This is a genomic window from Streptococcus oralis (genome assembly GCF_021497945.1).
Lineage (GTDB): Bacteria > Bacillota > Bacilli > Lactobacillales > Streptococcaceae > Streptococcus > Streptococcus oralis_BR.
In genome coordinates this window covers 1,197,241-1,212,766 of sequence record NZ_CP046524.1, presented here as the reverse complement: position 1 = coordinate 1,212,766, position 15,526 = coordinate 1,197,241, and the positions used below count along the sequence as shown (strand labels likewise).

Genomic DNA, 15,526 nt, shown 5'->3' with positions numbered 1-15,526 from the left:
GAACGATGGTAAGTACACAAGAACAATTTGAACAGGTACAGGCTGTTAAGAAATCAATCAATACTGCCAGCGAAGCAGTGAAAAACCAAGCCTTGCTAGCTATGGCTGATCATTTATTGGAAGCTACTGAGGAGATTTTAGCGGCCAATGCCCTCGATATGGCAGCGGCCAAGGGAAAAATCTCAGATGTTATGCTAGACCGTCTTTATTTGGATGCAGGACGTATAGAAGCGATGGCAAATGGGATTCGTGAAGTGGTTGCTTTACCAGATCCTATTGGTGAAGTCCTAGAAACAAGTCAGCTTGAAAATGGCTTGGTTATTACCAAGAAACGTGTGGCCATGGGGGTTATTGGTATTATCTATGAAAGTCGTCCAAATGTGACGTCTGATGCGGCTGCCTTGGCTCTCAAGAGTGGGAATGCGGTCGTTCTTCGTAGTGGTAAGGACGCCTACCAAACAGCTTATGCTATTGTCACAGCCTTGAAGAAGGGCTTGGAGACAACTGCCATTCATCCAGAGGTGATTCAACTGGTGGAAGATACCAGCCGTGAAAGTAGCTATGCCATGATGAAGGCCAAGGGTTATCTAGACCTTCTCATTCCTCGTGGAGGTGCTGGCTTGATCAATGCTGTGGTTGAAAATGCTATCGTACCTGTTATCGAGACAGGAACTGGAATTGTTCATGTCTATGTGGATAAGGATGCCGATGAAGACAAGGCTCTATCTATCATCAACAATGCTAAAACCAGTCGTCCTTCTGTCTGCAATGCTATGGAGGTTTTATTGGTTCATGAAGACAAGGCAGCGGATTTCCTTCCTCGCTTGGAGCAAGTTCTGGTTACAAGTCGGAAAGAAGATGGGCTGGAACCGATTCAATTCCGCTTGGATGAGAAAGCAAGTCAGTTTCTTTCAGGTCGAGCAGCTGAGGCCCAAGACTTTGACACTGAGTTTTTAGATTATATTCTAGCGGTTAAGGTCGTGAGCAGTTTAGAAGAAGCGGTTGAGCATATTGAAGCTCACAGTACCCATCATTCAGATGCCATTATGACAGAAAATGCTGAAGCTGCAACTTACTTTACAGATCAAGTAGATTCAGCAGCAGTTTATGTCAATGCCTCGACTCGTTTCACTGATGGTGGCCAGTTTGGTCTTGGATGTGAGATGGGGATTTCTACTCAGAAACTGCATGCGCGTGGGCCTATGGGCTTGAAAGAGTTGACCAGCTACAAGTATGTGGTTACTGGTAATGGACAGATAAGGGAGTAAGAGATGAAGATTGGATTTATCGGTTTGGGGAATATGGGAGCTAGTTTGGCCAAGGCTGTTTTGCAGGCCAAGACGGGTGCTCAGATTCTCCTTGCCAATCGTAGTCAAGCAAAAGTAGATGCTTTCATCACTAATTTTAGCGGTCAGGCTTCCAGCAATGAAGAAATATTTGCAGAAGCAGATGTGATTTTTCTAGGAGTGAAGCCTGCACAGTTTTCAGACTTGCTTTCTCAATATCAGACCATTCTTGAAAAACGAGAAAGTCTTCTTTTGATTTCCATGGCAGCTGGACTGACCTTGGAAAAACTGGCTAGACTTCTTCCAAGTCACCACCGAATCATTCGCATCATGCCCAATACTCCAGTGGCTATCGGGCAAGGAGTGATTAGTTATGCCATGTCAGCAAACTGTCGTACTGAGGACAGTGAACTCTTTTGTCAACTCTTAGCCAAGGCTGGTCTCTTGGTCGAGCTTAGAGATGGCTTAATCGATGCGGCGACAGGTCTCGCAGGTTGTGGACCAGCTTTTGTCTATCTCTTTATCGAGGCTTTGGCAGATGCGGGTGTAAAGACAGGATTGCCACGAGAAACGGCTTTGAAAATGGCAGCCCAAACAGTAGTCGGCGCAGGACAAATGGTCCTCGAAAGTCAGCAACATCCTGGAGTCTTGAAAGACCAAGTTTGTAGCCCAGGAGGTTCGACTATCGCTGGTGTAGCAAGTCTGGAAGAACATGCCTTTAGAGGCGCAGTCATGGACGCAGTTCATCAAGCCTATAAACGAACACAAGAACTAGGTAAATAAGAGGTTGGATGACTCCCAACCTCTTTTATGGTCGATTGAATTGAGAAGAAACAAAAAGATTGTCACAAAAACCTATTTTTTTGATAGAATAGAAGGTAGAAAAAAAGAAATGAGTTAGACATGTTAAAAGGATTTTTAGTCTCTCTTGAGGGACCAGAGGGAGCAGGAAAGACCAGTGTTTTAGAGGCTTTACTCCCAATTTTAGAGGAAAAAGGAGTAGAGGTGCTGACGACCCGTGAACCAGGCGGAGTCTTGATTGGAGAGAAGATTCGTCAAGTGGTTTTGGATCCAAGTCATACTCAGATGGATCCTAAAACAGAACTCCTTCTCTATATCGCCAGTCGCAGACAGCACTTGGTGGAAAAAGTTCTTCCAGCCCTTAAAGCTGGCAAGTTGGTCATTATGGACCGCTTCATCGATAGTTCTGTTGCCTATCAGGGATTTGGCCGTGGCCTGGATATCGATTCCATTGATTGGCTCAATCACTTTGCTACAGATGGCCTCAAACCCGATTTGACACTCTATTTTGACATCGAGGTTGAAGAAGGGCTGGCTCGCATTGCTGCCAATAGTGATCGTGAGGTCAATCGTTTGGACTTAGAAGGTTTGGACTTGCACAAGAAAGTTCGTCAAGGCTACCTTTCTCTTCTGGAAAAAGAAGGAAGTCGTATTGCCAAGATTGATGCCAGTCTTCCTTTGGACCAAGTAGTGGAGCATACCAAAACTGTCTTGTTTGAGAGAATGGGATTGACAAGATGAAACAAGATCAACTAAAGGCTTGGCAACCAGACCAGTTTGACCGCTTTATCCGTATCTTAGAACAAGGGCAGCTCAATCACGCCTATCTCTTTTCAGGTTTCTTTGGGAGCTTGGAAATGGCGCAATTTTTGGCCAAAAGTCTCTTCTGTACGGATAAAGTAGGCGTTTTACCATGTGAGAACTGCCGAAACTGCAAGTTGATTGAGCAGGAAGAATTTCCAGATGTCACTTTGATTAAGCCTGTTAATCAGGTCATCAAGACAGAACGCATTCGAGAATTGGTGGGTCAGTTTTCCCAAGCAGGAATTGAAAGTCAGCAACAGGTCTTTATTATCGAGCAGGCGGAGAAAATGCATCCCAACGCAGCCAATTCTCTGCTCAAGGTCATTGAAGAACCCCAGAGTGAGGTTTATATTTTCTTCTTGACCAGCGATGGGGAAAAGATGTTACCGACCATCCGTAGTCGGACCCAGAATTTCCACTTTAAAAAGCAAGAAGAGAAGCTCATTTATCAATTGGAACAAGCAGGTCTAGTCAAGAAAAAAGCGACTTTCTTAGCCCAGTTTTGTCAATCAAGAGCTGAAGCAGAAAAGCTGGCCAATCAAGCCAGTTTTTGGACCTTGGTGGATGAGAGTGAACGCCTGCTGACCTGGTTATTAGCTAAGAAAAAAGAAAGTTATCTGCAAGTTGCTAAATTAGCCAACTTGGCAGATGACAAGGAAAAACAAGATCAGGTCTTGCGAATTCTCGAAGTCCTCTGTGGGCAGGATCTCTTGCAAGCAAGGATTCGACAGATTTTACAAGATTTGCTGGAAGCTAGAAAAATGTGGCAAGCCAATGTTAGCTTTCAAAATGCCATGGAATACCTGGTTTTGAAGGAAATATAAACTTAAAAATGAACGATAAAGAAAGGAAAGGGCTGTTTTATGGACAAAAAAGAATTATTTGATGCGCTAGACGATTTTTCCCAACAGTTACTAGTGACCTTGGCCGATGTGGAAGCCATCAAGAAAAATCTCAAGAGCCTGGTAGAGGAAAATACAGCTCTTCGCTTGGAAAATAGTAAGTTGCGCGAACGCTTAGGCGAGGTAGAAGCAGATACACCCGTTAAGGCCAAGCATGTTCGTGAAAGTGTCCGTCGGATCTATAAAGACGGGTTTCACGTATGTAATGATTTTTATGGACAACGTCGGGAGCAGGACGAGGAGTGTATGTTCTGTGACGAGTTGTTATACAGGGAGTAAACATGCAGATTCAAAAAAGTTTTAAGGGGCAGTCTCCCTATGGCAAGTTGTATCTAGTGGCAACACCGATTGGCAACCTAGATGATATGACCTTTCGTGCTATCCAGACCTTGAAAGAAGTGGATTGGATTGCGGCTGAGGACACGCGTAACACGGGGCTTTTGCTCAAGAATTTTGACATTTTCACCAAGCAGATCAGTTTTCACGAGCACAATGCCAAGGAAAAGATTCCTGATTTGATTGAGTTTTTGAAAGCTGGGCAAAGTATTGCTCAGGTTTCTGATGCGGGTCTGCCTAGTATCTCAGACCCTGGGCATGATTTGGTCAAGGCAGCTATTGAGGAAGATATTGCAGTAGTGACAGTTCCAGGTGCTTCTGCAGGAATTTCTGCCTTGATTGCCAGTGGCCTAGCGCCACAGCCACACATTTTTTACGGCTTTTTACCTAGAAAATCGGGCCAGCAAAAGCAATTTTTTCAAGCCAAAAAAGACTATCCTGAAACACAAATTTTCTATGAATCTCCTCATCGTGTGGCAGATACATTAGAAAATATGCTAGCAGTTTACGGCGATCGCTCGGTGGTCTTGGTCAGAGAATTGACCAAAATCTATGAAGAATACCAACGAGGAAAGATTTCAGAGCTACTAGAAAGTATTGCTGAAACACCACTCAAGGGTGAATGCCTTCTCATCGTTGAAGGTGCCAATCAGGATGTGGAGGAAAAGGACGAGGAGGACTTGTTTTCAGAAATCCAATCTCGTATCCAAGAAGGCATGAAGAAAAATCAAGCTATTAAGGAAGTTGCGAAACTCTACCAGTGGAATAAAAGCCAGCTTTACGCTGCCTACCACGAATGGGAAGAAAATCAAGAAAATGACTAAACAGGGAAGTTTGCCTTCTTCCCTTTTTTTGTTATACTAGTAAAAGAAAAATTAGAAAGATTTGTGGGTGTCAAATAGTCTAGTAGCTTGTTTTTATTTGGACTTAGTTTCCACCCAAAGAGGTATTAGTGTCATGTCTCAATCTTATATCAATGTTATCGGAGCAGGTTTGGCAGGGTCTGAAGCTGCCTACCAAATCGCAGAACGTGGTATTCCAGTTAAACTCTATGAAATGCGTGGTGTTAAGTCAACACCTCAGCACAAAACAGACAATTTTGCAGAGTTGGTTTGTTCCAATTCCTTGCGCGGGGATGCTTTGACAAATGCTGTTGGGCTTCTCAAGGAAGAAATGCGTCGCTTGGGTTCTGTCATCTTGGAATCTGCTGAAGCTACACGTGTTCCAGCTGGTGGTGCCCTTGCAGTGGACCGTGATGGTTTCTCCCAGATGGTGACTGAGAAAGTGGCCAACCATCCCTTGATTGAGGTGGTTCGTGATGAAATTACAGAATTACCGACAGATGTTATTACAGTTGTAGCGACTGGTCCTTTGACCAGCGATGCCCTAGCTGAAAAGATTCATGCCCTTAATGACGGTGATGGTTTCTATTTCTACGACGCGGCAGCACCTATTATCGATGTCAACACTATCGATATGAGCAAGGTCTATCTCAAGTCTCGTTATGACAAGGGAGAAGCAGCCTATCTCAACGCTCCCATGACCAAACAAGAATTTATGGATTTCCATGAAGCCTTGGTCAATGCGGAAGAAGCACCGCTCAATTCATTTGAAAAGGAAAAGTACTTTGAAGGATGTATGCCTATCGAAGTCATGGCCAAGCGTGGGATTAAAACCATGCTTTATGGTCCTATGAAGCCAGTTGGTCTGGAGTACCCAGACGACTACACAGGACCTCGTGATGGAGAGTTCAAAACACCGTATGCAGTTGTCCAGCTTCGTCAGGATAATGCGGCTGGTAGCCTCTACAATATCGTCGGTTTCCAGACCCACCTCAAATGGGGAGAACAAAAGCGCGTCTTCCAAATGATTCCAGGTCTTGAAAATGCTGAGTTTGTTCGCTATGGTGTCATGCACCGCAATTCTTACATGGATTCACCAAATCTTCTTGAGCAGACCTACCGTTCTAAGAAACAATCAAATCTCTTCTTTGCAGGTCAGATGACGGGTGTGGAAGGCTATGTTGAGTCAGCAGCGTCAGGCTTAGTTGCAGGTATTAACGCGGCTCGACTCTTCAAGGGTGAAAGTGAAGCTATCTTCCCAGAAACAACAGCGATTGGAAGTCTGGCTCATTACATCACCCACGCTGACAGCAAGCATTTCCAACCTATGAACGTCAATTTCGGGATCATCAAGGAGTTAGAAGGCGAGCGTATCCGTGATAAGAAGGCTCGTTATGAAAAAATTGCAGAGCGCGCTCTTACCGACTTAGAGGAATTTTTAACGGTCTAATTTTTTTGAAAGAATTGCTCATGGTACTATAAAAATCTAAGAAATTGTGATAAAATAGGTAGGATGAAAAAAGGAGAGTAAAAATGGCGAACCCCAAGTATAAACGTATTTTAATCAAGTTATCAGGTGAGGCTCTTGCAGGTGAACGTGGCGTAGGGATTGATATCCAAACAGTTCAAAAAATCGCAAAAGAGATTCAAGAAGTTCATAGTTTAGGTATCGAGATTGCCCTTGTTATTGGTGGAGGAAATCTCTGGCGTGGAGAACCTGCTGCAGAAGCAGGAATGGACCGTGTTCAGGCAGATTACACTGGAATGCTTGGGACCGTTATGAATGCTCTTGTGATGGCAGATTCATTGCAACAAGTTGGTGTCGATACGCGTGTACAAACAGCCATTGCTATGCAACAAGTGGCAGAACCTTACGTACGTGGACGTGCTCTTCGCCACCTTGAAAAAGGCCGCATCGTTATCTTTGGTGCTGGTATTGGTTCACCTTACTTCTCAACAGATACAACAGCAGCCCTTCGTGCAGCTGAAATCGAAGCGGATGCCATCCTTATGGCTAAAAATGGCGTAGACGGTGTTTACAATGCCGATCCTAAGAAAGACAAGACTGCCGTTAAGTTTGAAGAATTGACCCACCGTGATGTTATCAATAAAGGTCTTCGTATCATGGACTCAACTGCTTCAACCCTCTCTATGGACAACGACATTGACTTGGTTGTCTTTAACATGAACCAACCAGGCAACATCAAACGTGTCGTATTTGGTGAAAATATCGGAACAACAGTTTCAAACAATATCGAAGAAAAGGAATAAGAAAATTATGGCTAATGCAATTGTAGAAAAAGCTAAAGAGAGAATGACCCAGTCTCACCAATCACTTGCTCGTGAATTTGGTGGTATCCGTGCCGGTCGTGCCAACGCAAGCTTGCTAGACCGTATCCACGTAGAATACTATGGAGTCGAAACTCCTCTTAACCAAATCGCTTCTATCACTATTCCAGAAGCGCGTGTCTTGTTGGTAACACCATTTGACAAGTCTTCATTGAAAGACATCGAACGTGCCTTGAACGCTTCTGATCTTGGTATTACACCAGCTAATGATGGCTCTGTGATTCGCTTGGTTATTCCTGCCCTTACAGAAGAAACTCGTCGTGACCTTGCCAAAGAAGTGAAGAAGGTTGGTGAAAATGCTAAAGTGGCTGTCCGCAATATCCGCCGTGATGCTATGGACGAAGCTAAGAAACAAGAAAAAGCAAAAGAAATCACTGAAGACGAATTGAAGACCCTTGAAAAAGATATTCAAAAAGTAACAGACGATGCTGTGAAACACATCGACGACATGACTGCCAATAAAGAAAAAGAACTTTTGGAAGTCTAAAAATAAACAGAAAAACTCAGTTGGCATTGCTGGCTGAGTTTTATTCGAAAGAAGGAAATATGAATACAAATCTTGCAAATTTTATCGTTGGACTTATCATCGATGAAAATGACCGTTTTTACTTTGTGCAAAAGGATGGTCAAACCTATGCACTTGCCAAGGAAGAGGGGCAACATACAGTAGGGGATACGGTCAAAGGTTTTGCCTACACGGATATGAAGCAAAAACTTCGCATGACAACCTTAGAAGTGACTGCCACTCAGGACCAATTTGGCTGGGGAACCGTAACAGAAGTTCGTAAAGACTTGGGAGTTTTTGTGGATACTGGTCTACCTGACAAGGAGATCGTAGTGTCACTTGATATCCTCCCTGAGCTCAAGGAACTCTGGCCCAAGAAGGGTGACAAACTATACATTCGTCTTGAAGTGGACAAGAAAGACCGAATCTGGGGAATCTTGGCTTATCAAGAAGACTTCCAACGTCTGGCGCGTCCTGCTTACAACAACATGCAGAACCAAAACTGGCCAGCCATTGTTTACCGTCTCAAGCTGTCTGGGACCTTTGTCTATCTGCCAGAGAATAACATGCTTGGTTTTATCCATCCCAGCGAGCGCTACTCAGAGCCCCGATTGGGTCAAGTTTTAGATGCGCGTGTCATTGGTTTCCGTGAAGTGGACCGCACCTTGAACCTATCCCTCAAACCACGTTCTTTTGAAATGTTGAAAAATGATGCCCAGATGATTTTGACCTACTTGGAAAGCAATGGCGGTTTCATGACCTTGAATGATAAGTCGTCTCCTGAGGATATCAAGGCAACCTTTGGTATCTCTAAAGGTCAGTTCAAGAAAGCACTCGGTGGCTTGATGAAGGCTGGCAAAATCAAGCAAGACCAGTTTGGTACAGAGTTGATTTAGGTCTTATAGACATGATAAAGAAACTTGAAGAAATGAGTTTAGAGGAACTCTGGCAACTTTTTCCTATTTTTCTAGTAGAGCACAGGTCAGAGTGGAAAGACTGGTATGAATCGGAAAAAACAAGTCTGAAAAAAATATTGGGTGCAAATGTTATTAAAAGAATAGAACATATCGGTAGCACTGCTATCCCTAATATTTGGGCTAAAAATATCGTTGATATTCTGTTAGAAGTAGGTAAAATAGAGGATTTAGCAAGAGTTAGGGATTTATTGGTGAAGAATGGTTGGCTACTGATGTCGGAGAGTCCTAACAGGATTTCGCTAAATAAAGGATACACAGAGCAGGGATTTGCTGAGAAAGTTTTTCATTTACATTTGCGAATGACGGGAGATCATGACGAGATTTATTTTAGAGATTATCTCTGCCAGCATCCAGATATTGCCCAAGCGTATCAGGAATTAAAACTAAGTTTGTGGAAAAAATTTGAACACAATCGAGACGCCTATACTGATGCTAAAACAGATTTTATAAACCACTACGTTTCAGAGGCTAAGTCCAGTAATTTTCAAGAATCAGAAAAGTGTCATTAAAAAACTCTTGATAGGAGAAAGAATTGAGAAAATCATTTTACACTTGGCTCATGACCGAGCGCAATCCGAAAAGTAATAGCCCAAAAGCCATCTTGGCAGACCTCGCTTTTGAGGAGTCAGCCTTTCCAAAACACACAGATGATTTTGATGAGGTGAGTCGCTTTTTGGAGGAGCATGCCAGCTTCTCTTTTAACCTAGGAGATTTTGACGCTATCTGGCAAGAATACTTAGAACACTAGAGACAATGAGATGAGGCTAGTATTTTATTGTTCTCTTTGCTATAATAAAAAGAAATAAAAGGATTAGAGAGGTTCTTTATTTGAAGGAACATTCAATAGACATTCAACTGAGTCATCCAGATGACTTGTTTCATCTTTTTGGTTCTAATGAACGCCATCTTCGTTTGATGGAAGAAGAGCTCGATGTTGTGATTCACGCCCGTACGGAAATTGTCCAGGTTATCGGAGAAGAGTCTGCCTGTGAGGAAGCCCGTCAGGTTATCCAGGCATTGATGGTTTTGGTGAATCGGGGGATGACCGTTGGCACACCAGATGTGGTGACTGCGATTAGTATGGTCAAAAACGATGAAATCGACAAGTTTGTCGCCCTTTACGAAGAAGAAATTATCAAAGACAATACAGGGAAACCGATCCGTGTCAAAACCTTGGGTCAAAAACTTTATGTGGACAGTGTCAAACAGCATGATGTGACCTTTGGAATCGGACCTGCAGGGACAGGGAAGACCTTTCTTGCAGTGACCTTGGCAGTGACTGCCCTTAAACGTGGGCAAGTCAAGCGGATTATCCTGACTCGACCAGCAGTGGAAGCAGGTGAGAGTCTAGGATTTCTTCCGGGTGATCTTAAGGAGAAGGTGGATCCTTATCTTCGACCAGTTTATGATGCCTTGTATCAGATTCTTGGGAAAGACCAAACGACCCGTCTCATGGAGCGTGAAATCATTGAAATTGCGCCCCTTGCCTACATGCGTGGTCGGACCTTGGATGATGCCTTTGTCATTCTCGATGAGGCACAAAATACGACCATCATGCAGATGAAGATGTTCCTGACTCGTTTAGGATTTAATTCGAAGATGATTGTCAATGGAGATATCAGTCAGATTGACCTACCACGTAACGTCAAGTCAGGTTTGATTGATGCTCAAGAAAAGCTCAAGAACATTCACCAAATCGACTTTGTTCATTTTTCAGCCAAGGATGTGGTTCGTCATCCAGTTGTCGCTCAAATCATACGAGCTTATGAACCAGCTCCAGTTAAGGTTGAAGAAAAGAACCAAGAAACAGAATAGCAAAAAAGAGCAGTTCAGATGCGAACTGCTTTTTTTAATGAGTGTCTAGCTTTAAACAAGTTCGTCGATAGACGTGTGCTCTTTAGCGAGGCCTTGAGCAACTGGGAGGCTAGTTAAGTAACCTTTATAAGTGGTCACACCTTGACGCAAGCCCTCATCTTCAGAGATTGCATGTGCGAATCCTTTGCCGGCCAAAGCTTCGATATAAGGAAGAGTGACATTGGTTAGGGCGATGGTTGAAGTACGGGCAACCGCGCCAGGGATATTGGCAACGGCATAGTGGAGAACACCGTGTTTTTCATAGACGGGTTCATCGTGTGTTGTCACACGGTCAGCTGTCTCGATAACACCACCTTGGTCAACGGCAACATCAACGATGACAGAGCCTGGACGCATTTGTTTGACCATCTCATCTGTCACCAATTTTGGTGCTTTGGCACCAGGGATGAGAACCGCACCAATCACTACATCAGCATCTCTCACACTTGCTTCAATATTGAAAGAATTTGACATAAGAGTTTGGATTTGGTTTCCGAAGACTTCTTCTAGAACTGAGAGACGTTTAGCACTGATATCTAAAATAGTTACTTGAGCACCAAGACCAAGGGCAATGCGGGCAGCATGTGTACCGACGACACCACCACCGATGATGGTTACTTTTCCTTTTGGAACACCTGGTACACCACCTAGTAGGACACCAGAACCACCAGCTTGCTTAGTAAGGAAGTGAGCTCCGATTTGAACAGCCATACGACCTGCAACCTCACTCATAGGAACGAGGAGCGGTAGTTGTCCTTGATTGTCACGAACAGTTTCATAGGCAATTCCTGTTGTTTTGGCTGCTAACATAGCTTCTGCTAATTCTGGAGCAGCGGCCATGTGCAAGTAGGTGAAGAGGAGAAGGTCGTCGCGCAAGTAAGCATATTCAGAAGCTAATGGCTCTTTTACTTTCACGACTAACTCAGCTGCCCAAGCTTCAGCAGCAGTAGCGACAATCTCAGCACCTTGCTTTTGATAGTCCGCATCAGTAAATCCTGAACCGAGACCAGCATTTGTTTCGATGAGGACGTGGTGACCACGGCTAACTAAGCTATAAACACCAGCAGGTGTGAGGGCAACACGGTTTTCATTGTTCTTAATTTCTTTTGGGATTCCGATTAACATATAGGTTTACTCCATTTTCTAAATTCGGGTCTTTAAAATCAAACATCACAGAGAAACCCGATTATTGTGATGTTTTTATTTTATATAAAACTGTTTCGAAAATCAAGAAAAACTTTTGCTTTGATGAGCTTTTTTTGATAAGCTAGTAGGAAAATACTTGTAAATAGGGGAAGTGTGTATGGAATCAATCTTTTTAAAACTAGCCCAGTATCCAATAGTGGAGACAGAACGTTTATTGCTTAGACCTGTAACTTTGAATGATGCGGAAGCTATGTTTGAGTATGCTTCGGATAGAGAAAATACACGCTATACCTTTCCAACAAATCAGAGTCTAGAAGAGACCAAGAACAACATTGCTCAGTTCTACTTGGCTAATCCCTTGGGACGGTGGGGGATAGAACTAAAAAGCAATGGTCAGTTTATCGGAACCATTGACTTGCACAAGATTGACCCCATTCTCAAAAAAGCAGCTATTGGTTATATTATCAACCAAAAGTATTGGAATCAAGGATTGACGACAGAAGCCAATCGTGCAGTGATTAAGCTGGCTTTTGAGAAGATTGGAATGAACAAGTTGACCGCGCTTCACGATAAAGACAATCTCGCATCTGGAAGAGTCATGGAGAAATCAGGTATGCATTTTTCCCACGAAGAACCCTATGCCAGAATGGATAATAGAGAACCAGGACGAATTATCACAAGAGTTTATTATGTCTTGACTAAGGAAGACTATTTTGCAAATAAATAAGCAGTTGAAAAGAAATTTTTGACTGTTTTTTCTTTCTCTTGCGAATAACTTAAGAGAGGAGAAAATATGGAAGCAATTATCGAGAAAATCAAAGAGTATAAAATCATTGTCATTTGTGCTGGTTTGGGTTTGGCCTTGGGCGGATTTTTCCTACTAAAGCCATCTACACAAACACCTGTGAAAGAAACAAATTTGCAGGCTGAAGTCGCAGCTGTTTCAAAGGATTCATCTTCTGAAAAAGAAGTGAACAAGGAAGAAAAGGAAGAGTCTGCTGAACAAGATCTAATAACAGTAGATGTCAAGGGTGCTGTTAAATCGCCAGGGATTTATGATTTGCCAGTAGGAAGTCGAGTTCATGATGCCGTTCAGAAGGCAGGTGGCTTGACAGATGAGGCAGATAGCAAGTCGCTCAATCTCGCTCAGAAAGTCAGTGACGAGGCTCTTGTCTATGTTCCAACTAAGGGAGAAGAAGCAGCTAGTCAGCAGGTTGCCTCTGGAACGACTCCTTCGACAAGTGAAGATAAGAAGGTCAACCTTAATAAAGCTAGTCTGGAAGAACTAAAACAGGTCAAAGGCTTGGGAGGAAAACGAGCCCAGGATATTATCGATCATCGTGAGACAAATGGCAAATTCAAGTCGGTAGATGAATTAAAGAAAGTTTCTGGTATTGGCGCTAAGACCATAGAAAAGCTAAAAGATTATGTCACAGTGGATTAAGAATTCCCCAATTCCCCTAATCTATCTGAGTTTTCTATTGCTCTGGCTTTACTATGCAATTTTTGGAGCGTCCTATCTCGCACTGCTAGGTTTTGTTTTTTTGCTTGTCTGTCTCTTTTTCCAATTTCCTTGGAAATCGGCCGGTAGAGTTCTAGCGATTTGTGGAGTTTTTGGATTTTGGTTTTTGTTTCAAACTTGGCAACAGACACAAGCTAGTCAAAACCTAGTGGATTCTGTTGAGAAGGTACGGATTTTGCCTGACACTATTAAGGTCAATGGAGATAGTCTGTCCTTTCGGGGCAAGGCTGAGGGCCGCACCCTCCAAGTTTACTATAAACTCCAGTCTGAGGAGGAGAAAGAGCTCTTTCAGGCCTTAACAGACCTTCACGAGATAGAGCTAGAAGGAAAACCTTCAGAGCCTGAAGGTCAGAGGAATTTTGGTGGCTTTAACTATCAAGCATATCTAAAGACTCAAGGAATTTACCAAACTTTGACTATCAAGAGTATCCAGTCAATGAAACAGGTTAGCAGTTGGGATATAAGAGAAAATCTGTCTAGTTTACGTCGAAAGGCTGTAGTTTGGATCAAGATGCACTTTCCAGATCCTATGCGCAACTATATGACAGGTCTTCTTTTAGGACATTTGGACACGGACTTTGAGGAGATGAATGAGCTTTATTCCAGTCTTGGAATTATCCATCTCTTTGCCTTGTCTGGTATGCAGGTGGGCTTCTTTATGGAGGCCTTTAAGAAACTCCTCTTGCGATTGGGCTTGACTCAAGAAAAGTTGAAGTGGCTAACCTATCCCTTTTCCCTTATCTATGCAGGTCTGACAGGATTTTCAGCTTCGGTCATTCGTAGTCTCTTACAAAAGTTACTAGCCCAACATGGTGTTAAGGGCTTGGACAATTTTGCCTTAACAGTCCTTGTCCTCTTTATCATCATGCCCAACTTTTTCCTAACAGCAGGAGGAGTCTTGTCTTGCGCTTATGCTTTTATCTTGACCATGACAAGCAAAGAAGGGGAGGGACTCAAGGCTGTTGCCAGAGAAAGTTTGGTCATTTCTTTGGGAATATTGCCCATTCTATCCTTTTATTTTGCAGAATTTCAGGCTTGGTCTATCCTTTTGACCTTTGTATTTTCCTTTCTGTTTGATCTGGTCTTCTTGCCGCTTTTGTCCATCTTATTCATTCTGTCTTTTGCTTACCCAGTCACTCAGTTTAACCTTGTCTTTGAGTGGTTGGAGAACATCATTCGCTTGGTATCGCAGCTGGCAAGCAGGCCTCTGGTCTTTGGTCAACCCAACGCATGGCTGCTGATTCTACTGTTAGTTTCATTAGCCTTAGTCTATGACATGAGGAAAAACATCAAAAGACTAGCAGGAGTCAGTCTTTTTATCGTGGGGCTCTTTTTCTTGACCAAGCACCCACTTGAAAATGAAATCACCATGCTGGATGTGGGGCAAGGTGAAAGTATTTTCCTACGGGATGTAACTGGTAAAACTATTCTCATAGATGTTGGTGGTAAGGTAGAAGCTAGTAAGAAAATCGAGGCTTGGCAAGAAAAGGTGACAACCAGCAATGCCCAGAGAACCTTGATTCCCTATCTTAAAAGTCGAGGAGTAGACAAGATTGACCAGCTGATTTTGACCAACACAGACAAGGAACATGTTGGTGATTTACTGGAGGTGACCAAAGCTTTCCATATCGGGGAGATTTTAGTGTCAAAAGGAAGTTTGACACAGAAGGAATTTGTAGCGGAACTAGAAGCAAGTAAAAACAAGGTACGTAGTGTGACAGCTGGGGAGTATTTCCCGATTTTTGGCAGTTACTTAGAACTTCTATCTCCAAGGCAGATTGGAGATGGGGATCGTGATGATTCTCTGGTTCTTTATGGAAAACTTTTGGATAAGCACTTTCTCTTCACAGGAAATTTGAAAGAGAAGGGAGAGAAGGATCTTCTAAAGCAATACCCTGACTTAGAGGTGGATGTCCTGAAAGCAGGCCAACATGGTGCTAAAACATCATCCAATTCAGCTTTCCTAGAACAGCTCAAACCTGAGTTCACTCTCATTTCAGTTGGAAAGAGCAATCGAGCAAAACTCCCTCATCAGGAAACCTTGACACAACTGGAAAATATCAAGAGTAAGATTTACCGAACTGACCAGCAAGGGGCTATCCGCTTTAAAGGATGGAATAGTTGGAGAATTGAAACGGTTCGATAAAATAGACAAACTTTTCGAAAAATTGACTTTTTATCTTGACAAGGGATAGAAAACTT

Annotated in this window: 17 protein-coding genes; 16 read left to right on the top strand and 1 reads right to left on the bottom strand. The window is 43.1% G+C overall.

What is annotated here, in order from left to right; all coding sequences use genetic code 11:
* Positions 1 to 5 precede the first annotated feature (5 nt).
* The 13 genes from GOM47_RS06185 to GOM47_RS06125 all read left to right on the top strand — a co-directional run bounded on the left by GOM47_RS06185 (position 6) and on the right by GOM47_RS06125 (position 10,617).
* Entirely contained in the window at positions 6 to 1,268 is a 1,263-nt protein-coding gene (locus GOM47_RS06185; protein ID WP_235080202.1) for a glutamate-5-semialdehyde dehydrogenase, read from the top strand.
* Positions 1,269 to 1,271: 3 nt separating this feature from the next.
* Positions 1,272 to 2,069, top strand: a complete 798-nt coding sequence (proC, locus tag GOM47_RS06180; protein WP_235080201.1) for a pyrroline-5-carboxylate reductase — start codon at positions 1,272 to 1,274, stop codon at positions 2,067 to 2,069.
* 120 nt (positions 2,070 to 2,189) lie between these two features.
* A complete protein-coding gene (gene tmk, locus GOM47_RS06175; RefSeq protein ID WP_235080200.1) occupies positions 2,190 to 2,828 on the top strand; it encodes a dTMP kinase in 639 nt (212 codons plus the stop codon).
* On the top strand, positions 2,825 to 3,715 hold the full coding sequence (locus GOM47_RS06170; RefSeq protein WP_235080199.1) for a DNA polymerase III subunit delta': 891 nt from the start codon (positions 2,825 to 2,827) through the stop codon (positions 3,713 to 3,715). The genes tmk and GOM47_RS06170 overlap by 4 nt, the downstream gene beginning before the upstream one ends.
* Positions 3,716 to 3,754: 39 nt before the next feature.
* The gene (yabA, locus tag GOM47_RS06165) at positions 3,755 to 4,072 is read left to right on the top strand and encodes a DNA replication initiation control protein YabA (protein ID WP_000358229.1); all 318 of its coding nucleotides are present in this window, start codon (positions 3,755 to 3,757) and stop codon (positions 4,070 to 4,072) included.
* Between the two features lie 2 nt (positions 4,073 to 4,074).
* Complete coding sequence (gene rsmI / locus GOM47_RS06160; RefSeq protein ID WP_235080198.1) at positions 4,075 to 4,953, top strand: 16S rRNA (cytidine(1402)-2'-O)-methyltransferase; 879 nt, start codon at positions 4,075 to 4,077, stop codon at positions 4,951 to 4,953.
* 133 nt (positions 4,954 to 5,086) lie between these two features.
* A complete protein-coding gene (gene trmFO / locus GOM47_RS06155) occupies positions 5,087 to 6,421 on the top strand; it encodes a methylenetetrahydrofolate--tRNA-(uracil(54)-C(5))-methyltransferase (FADH(2)-oxidizing) TrmFO (protein ID WP_235080197.1) in 1,335 nt (444 codons plus the stop codon).
* A gap of 83 nt (positions 6,422 to 6,504) precedes the next feature.
* Positions 6,505 to 7,242, top strand: a complete 738-nt coding sequence (pyrH, locus tag GOM47_RS06150) for a UMP kinase (RefSeq protein ID WP_000002989.1) — start codon at positions 6,505 to 6,507, stop codon at positions 7,240 to 7,242.
* Positions 7,243 to 7,249: 7 nt separating this feature from the next.
* Entirely contained in the window at positions 7,250 to 7,807 is a 558-nt protein-coding gene (gene frr / locus GOM47_RS06145) for a ribosome recycling factor (RefSeq protein WP_001262236.1), read from the top strand.
* Positions 7,808 to 7,866: 59 nt separating this feature from the next.
* Entirely contained in the window at positions 7,867 to 8,721 is an 855-nt protein-coding gene (gene cvfB / locus GOM47_RS06140; RefSeq protein ID WP_235080196.1) for an RNA-binding virulence regulatory protein CvfB, read from the top strand.
* An 11-nt stretch (positions 8,722 to 8,732) separates the two neighbouring features.
* Positions 8,733 to 9,311: a GrpB family protein gene (locus GOM47_RS06135; protein ID WP_235080195.1), complete on the top strand. Its 579-nt coding sequence runs from the start codon at positions 8,733 to 8,735 to the stop codon at positions 9,309 to 9,311.
* Between the two features lie 23 nt (positions 9,312 to 9,334).
* Positions 9,335 to 9,550 (top strand): YozE family protein, encoded by a 216-nt coding sequence (locus GOM47_RS06130; RefSeq protein ID WP_001232084.1) that lies wholly within the window; start codon positions 9,335 to 9,337, stop codon positions 9,548 to 9,550.
* An 80-nt stretch (positions 9,551 to 9,630) separates the two neighbouring features.
* Positions 9,631 to 10,617 carry a PhoH family protein gene (locus GOM47_RS06125; RefSeq protein WP_000658168.1) on the top strand — a complete coding sequence of 329 codons (987 nt, stop codon included), beginning with the start codon at positions 9,631 to 9,633 and terminating at the stop codon, positions 10,615 to 10,617.
* Positions 10,618 to 10,668: 51 nt separating this feature from the next.
* On the opposite strand, the gene ald is transcribed toward GOM47_RS06125, so the two are convergent.
* Positions 10,669 to 11,781: an alanine dehydrogenase gene (ald, locus tag GOM47_RS06120; protein WP_235080194.1), complete on the bottom strand. Its 1,113-nt coding sequence runs from the start codon at positions 11,779 to 11,781 to the stop codon at positions 10,669 to 10,671.
* A 178-nt stretch (positions 11,782 to 11,959) separates the two neighbouring features.
* Between ald and GOM47_RS06115 the strand changes: the two genes are divergently transcribed.
* The 3 genes from GOM47_RS06115 to GOM47_RS06105 all read left to right on the top strand — a co-directional run bounded on the left by GOM47_RS06115 (position 11,960) and on the right by GOM47_RS06105 (position 15,470).
* The gene (locus tag GOM47_RS06115; RefSeq protein ID WP_235080193.1) at positions 11,960 to 12,529 is read left to right on the top strand and encodes a GNAT family N-acetyltransferase; all 570 of its coding nucleotides are present in this window, start codon (positions 11,960 to 11,962) and stop codon (positions 12,527 to 12,529) included.
* Positions 12,530 to 12,595: 66 nt separating this feature from the next.
* Positions 12,596 to 13,246, top strand: coding sequence for a helix-hairpin-helix domain-containing protein (locus GOM47_RS06110; RefSeq protein WP_235080192.1), 651 nt, complete (start codon positions 12,596 to 12,598; stop codon positions 13,244 to 13,246).
* A complete protein-coding gene (locus GOM47_RS06105; protein ID WP_235080191.1) occupies positions 13,230 to 15,470 on the top strand; it encodes a DNA internalization-related competence protein ComEC/Rec2 in 2,241 nt (746 codons plus the stop codon). The genes GOM47_RS06110 and GOM47_RS06105 overlap by 17 nt, the downstream gene beginning before the upstream one ends.
* Positions 15,471 to 15,526: the final 56 nt, after the last annotated feature.

Excerpts from the sequence above, each read along its gene's own strand:
- ald (WP_235080194.1), bottom strand. The coding sequence starts at position 11,781 with ATGTTAATCGGAATCCCAAAAGAAATTAAGAACAATGAAAACCGTGTT.
- GOM47_RS06110 (WP_235080192.1), top strand. The coding sequence starts at position 12,596 with ATGGAAGCAATTATCGAGAAAATCAAAGAGTATAAAATCATTGTCATT.
- pyrH (WP_000002989.1), top strand. The coding sequence starts at position 6,505 with ATGGCGAACCCCAAGTATAAACGTATTTTAATCAAGTTATCAGGTGAG.
- GOM47_RS06185 (WP_235080202.1), top strand. The coding sequence starts at position 6 with ATGGTAAGTACACAAGAACAATTTGAACAGGTACAGGCTGTTAAGAAA.
- rsmI (WP_235080198.1), top strand. The coding sequence starts at position 4,075 with ATGCAGATTCAAAAAAGTTTTAAGGGGCAGTCTCCCTATGGCAAGTTG.
- GOM47_RS06135 (WP_235080195.1), top strand. The coding sequence starts at position 8,733 with ATGATAAAGAAACTTGAAGAAATGAGTTTAGAGGAACTCTGGCAACTT.
- proC (WP_235080201.1), top strand. The coding sequence starts at position 1,272 with ATGAAGATTGGATTTATCGGTTTGGGGAATATGGGAGCTAGTTTGGCC.
- trmFO (WP_235080197.1), top strand. The coding sequence starts at position 5,087 with ATGTCTCAATCTTATATCAATGTTATCGGAGCAGGTTTGGCAGGGTCT.
- frr (WP_001262236.1), top strand. The coding sequence starts at position 7,250 with ATGGCTAATGCAATTGTAGAAAAAGCTAAAGAGAGAATGACCCAGTCT.
- tmk (WP_235080200.1), top strand. The coding sequence starts at position 2,190 with ATGTTAAAAGGATTTTTAGTCTCTCTTGAGGGACCAGAGGGAGCAGGA.
- GOM47_RS06105 (WP_235080191.1), top strand. The coding sequence starts at position 13,230 with ATGTCACAGTGGATTAAGAATTCCCCAATTCCCCTAATCTATCTGAGT.
- GOM47_RS06170 (WP_235080199.1), top strand. The coding sequence starts at position 2,825 with ATGAAACAAGATCAACTAAAGGCTTGGCAACCAGACCAGTTTGACCGC.
- yabA (WP_000358229.1), top strand. The coding sequence starts at position 3,755 with ATGGACAAAAAAGAATTATTTGATGCGCTAGACGATTTTTCCCAACAG.
- cvfB (WP_235080196.1), top strand. The coding sequence starts at position 7,867 with ATGAATACAAATCTTGCAAATTTTATCGTTGGACTTATCATCGATGAA.
- GOM47_RS06115 (WP_235080193.1), top strand. The coding sequence starts at position 11,960 with ATGGAATCAATCTTTTTAAAACTAGCCCAGTATCCAATAGTGGAGACA.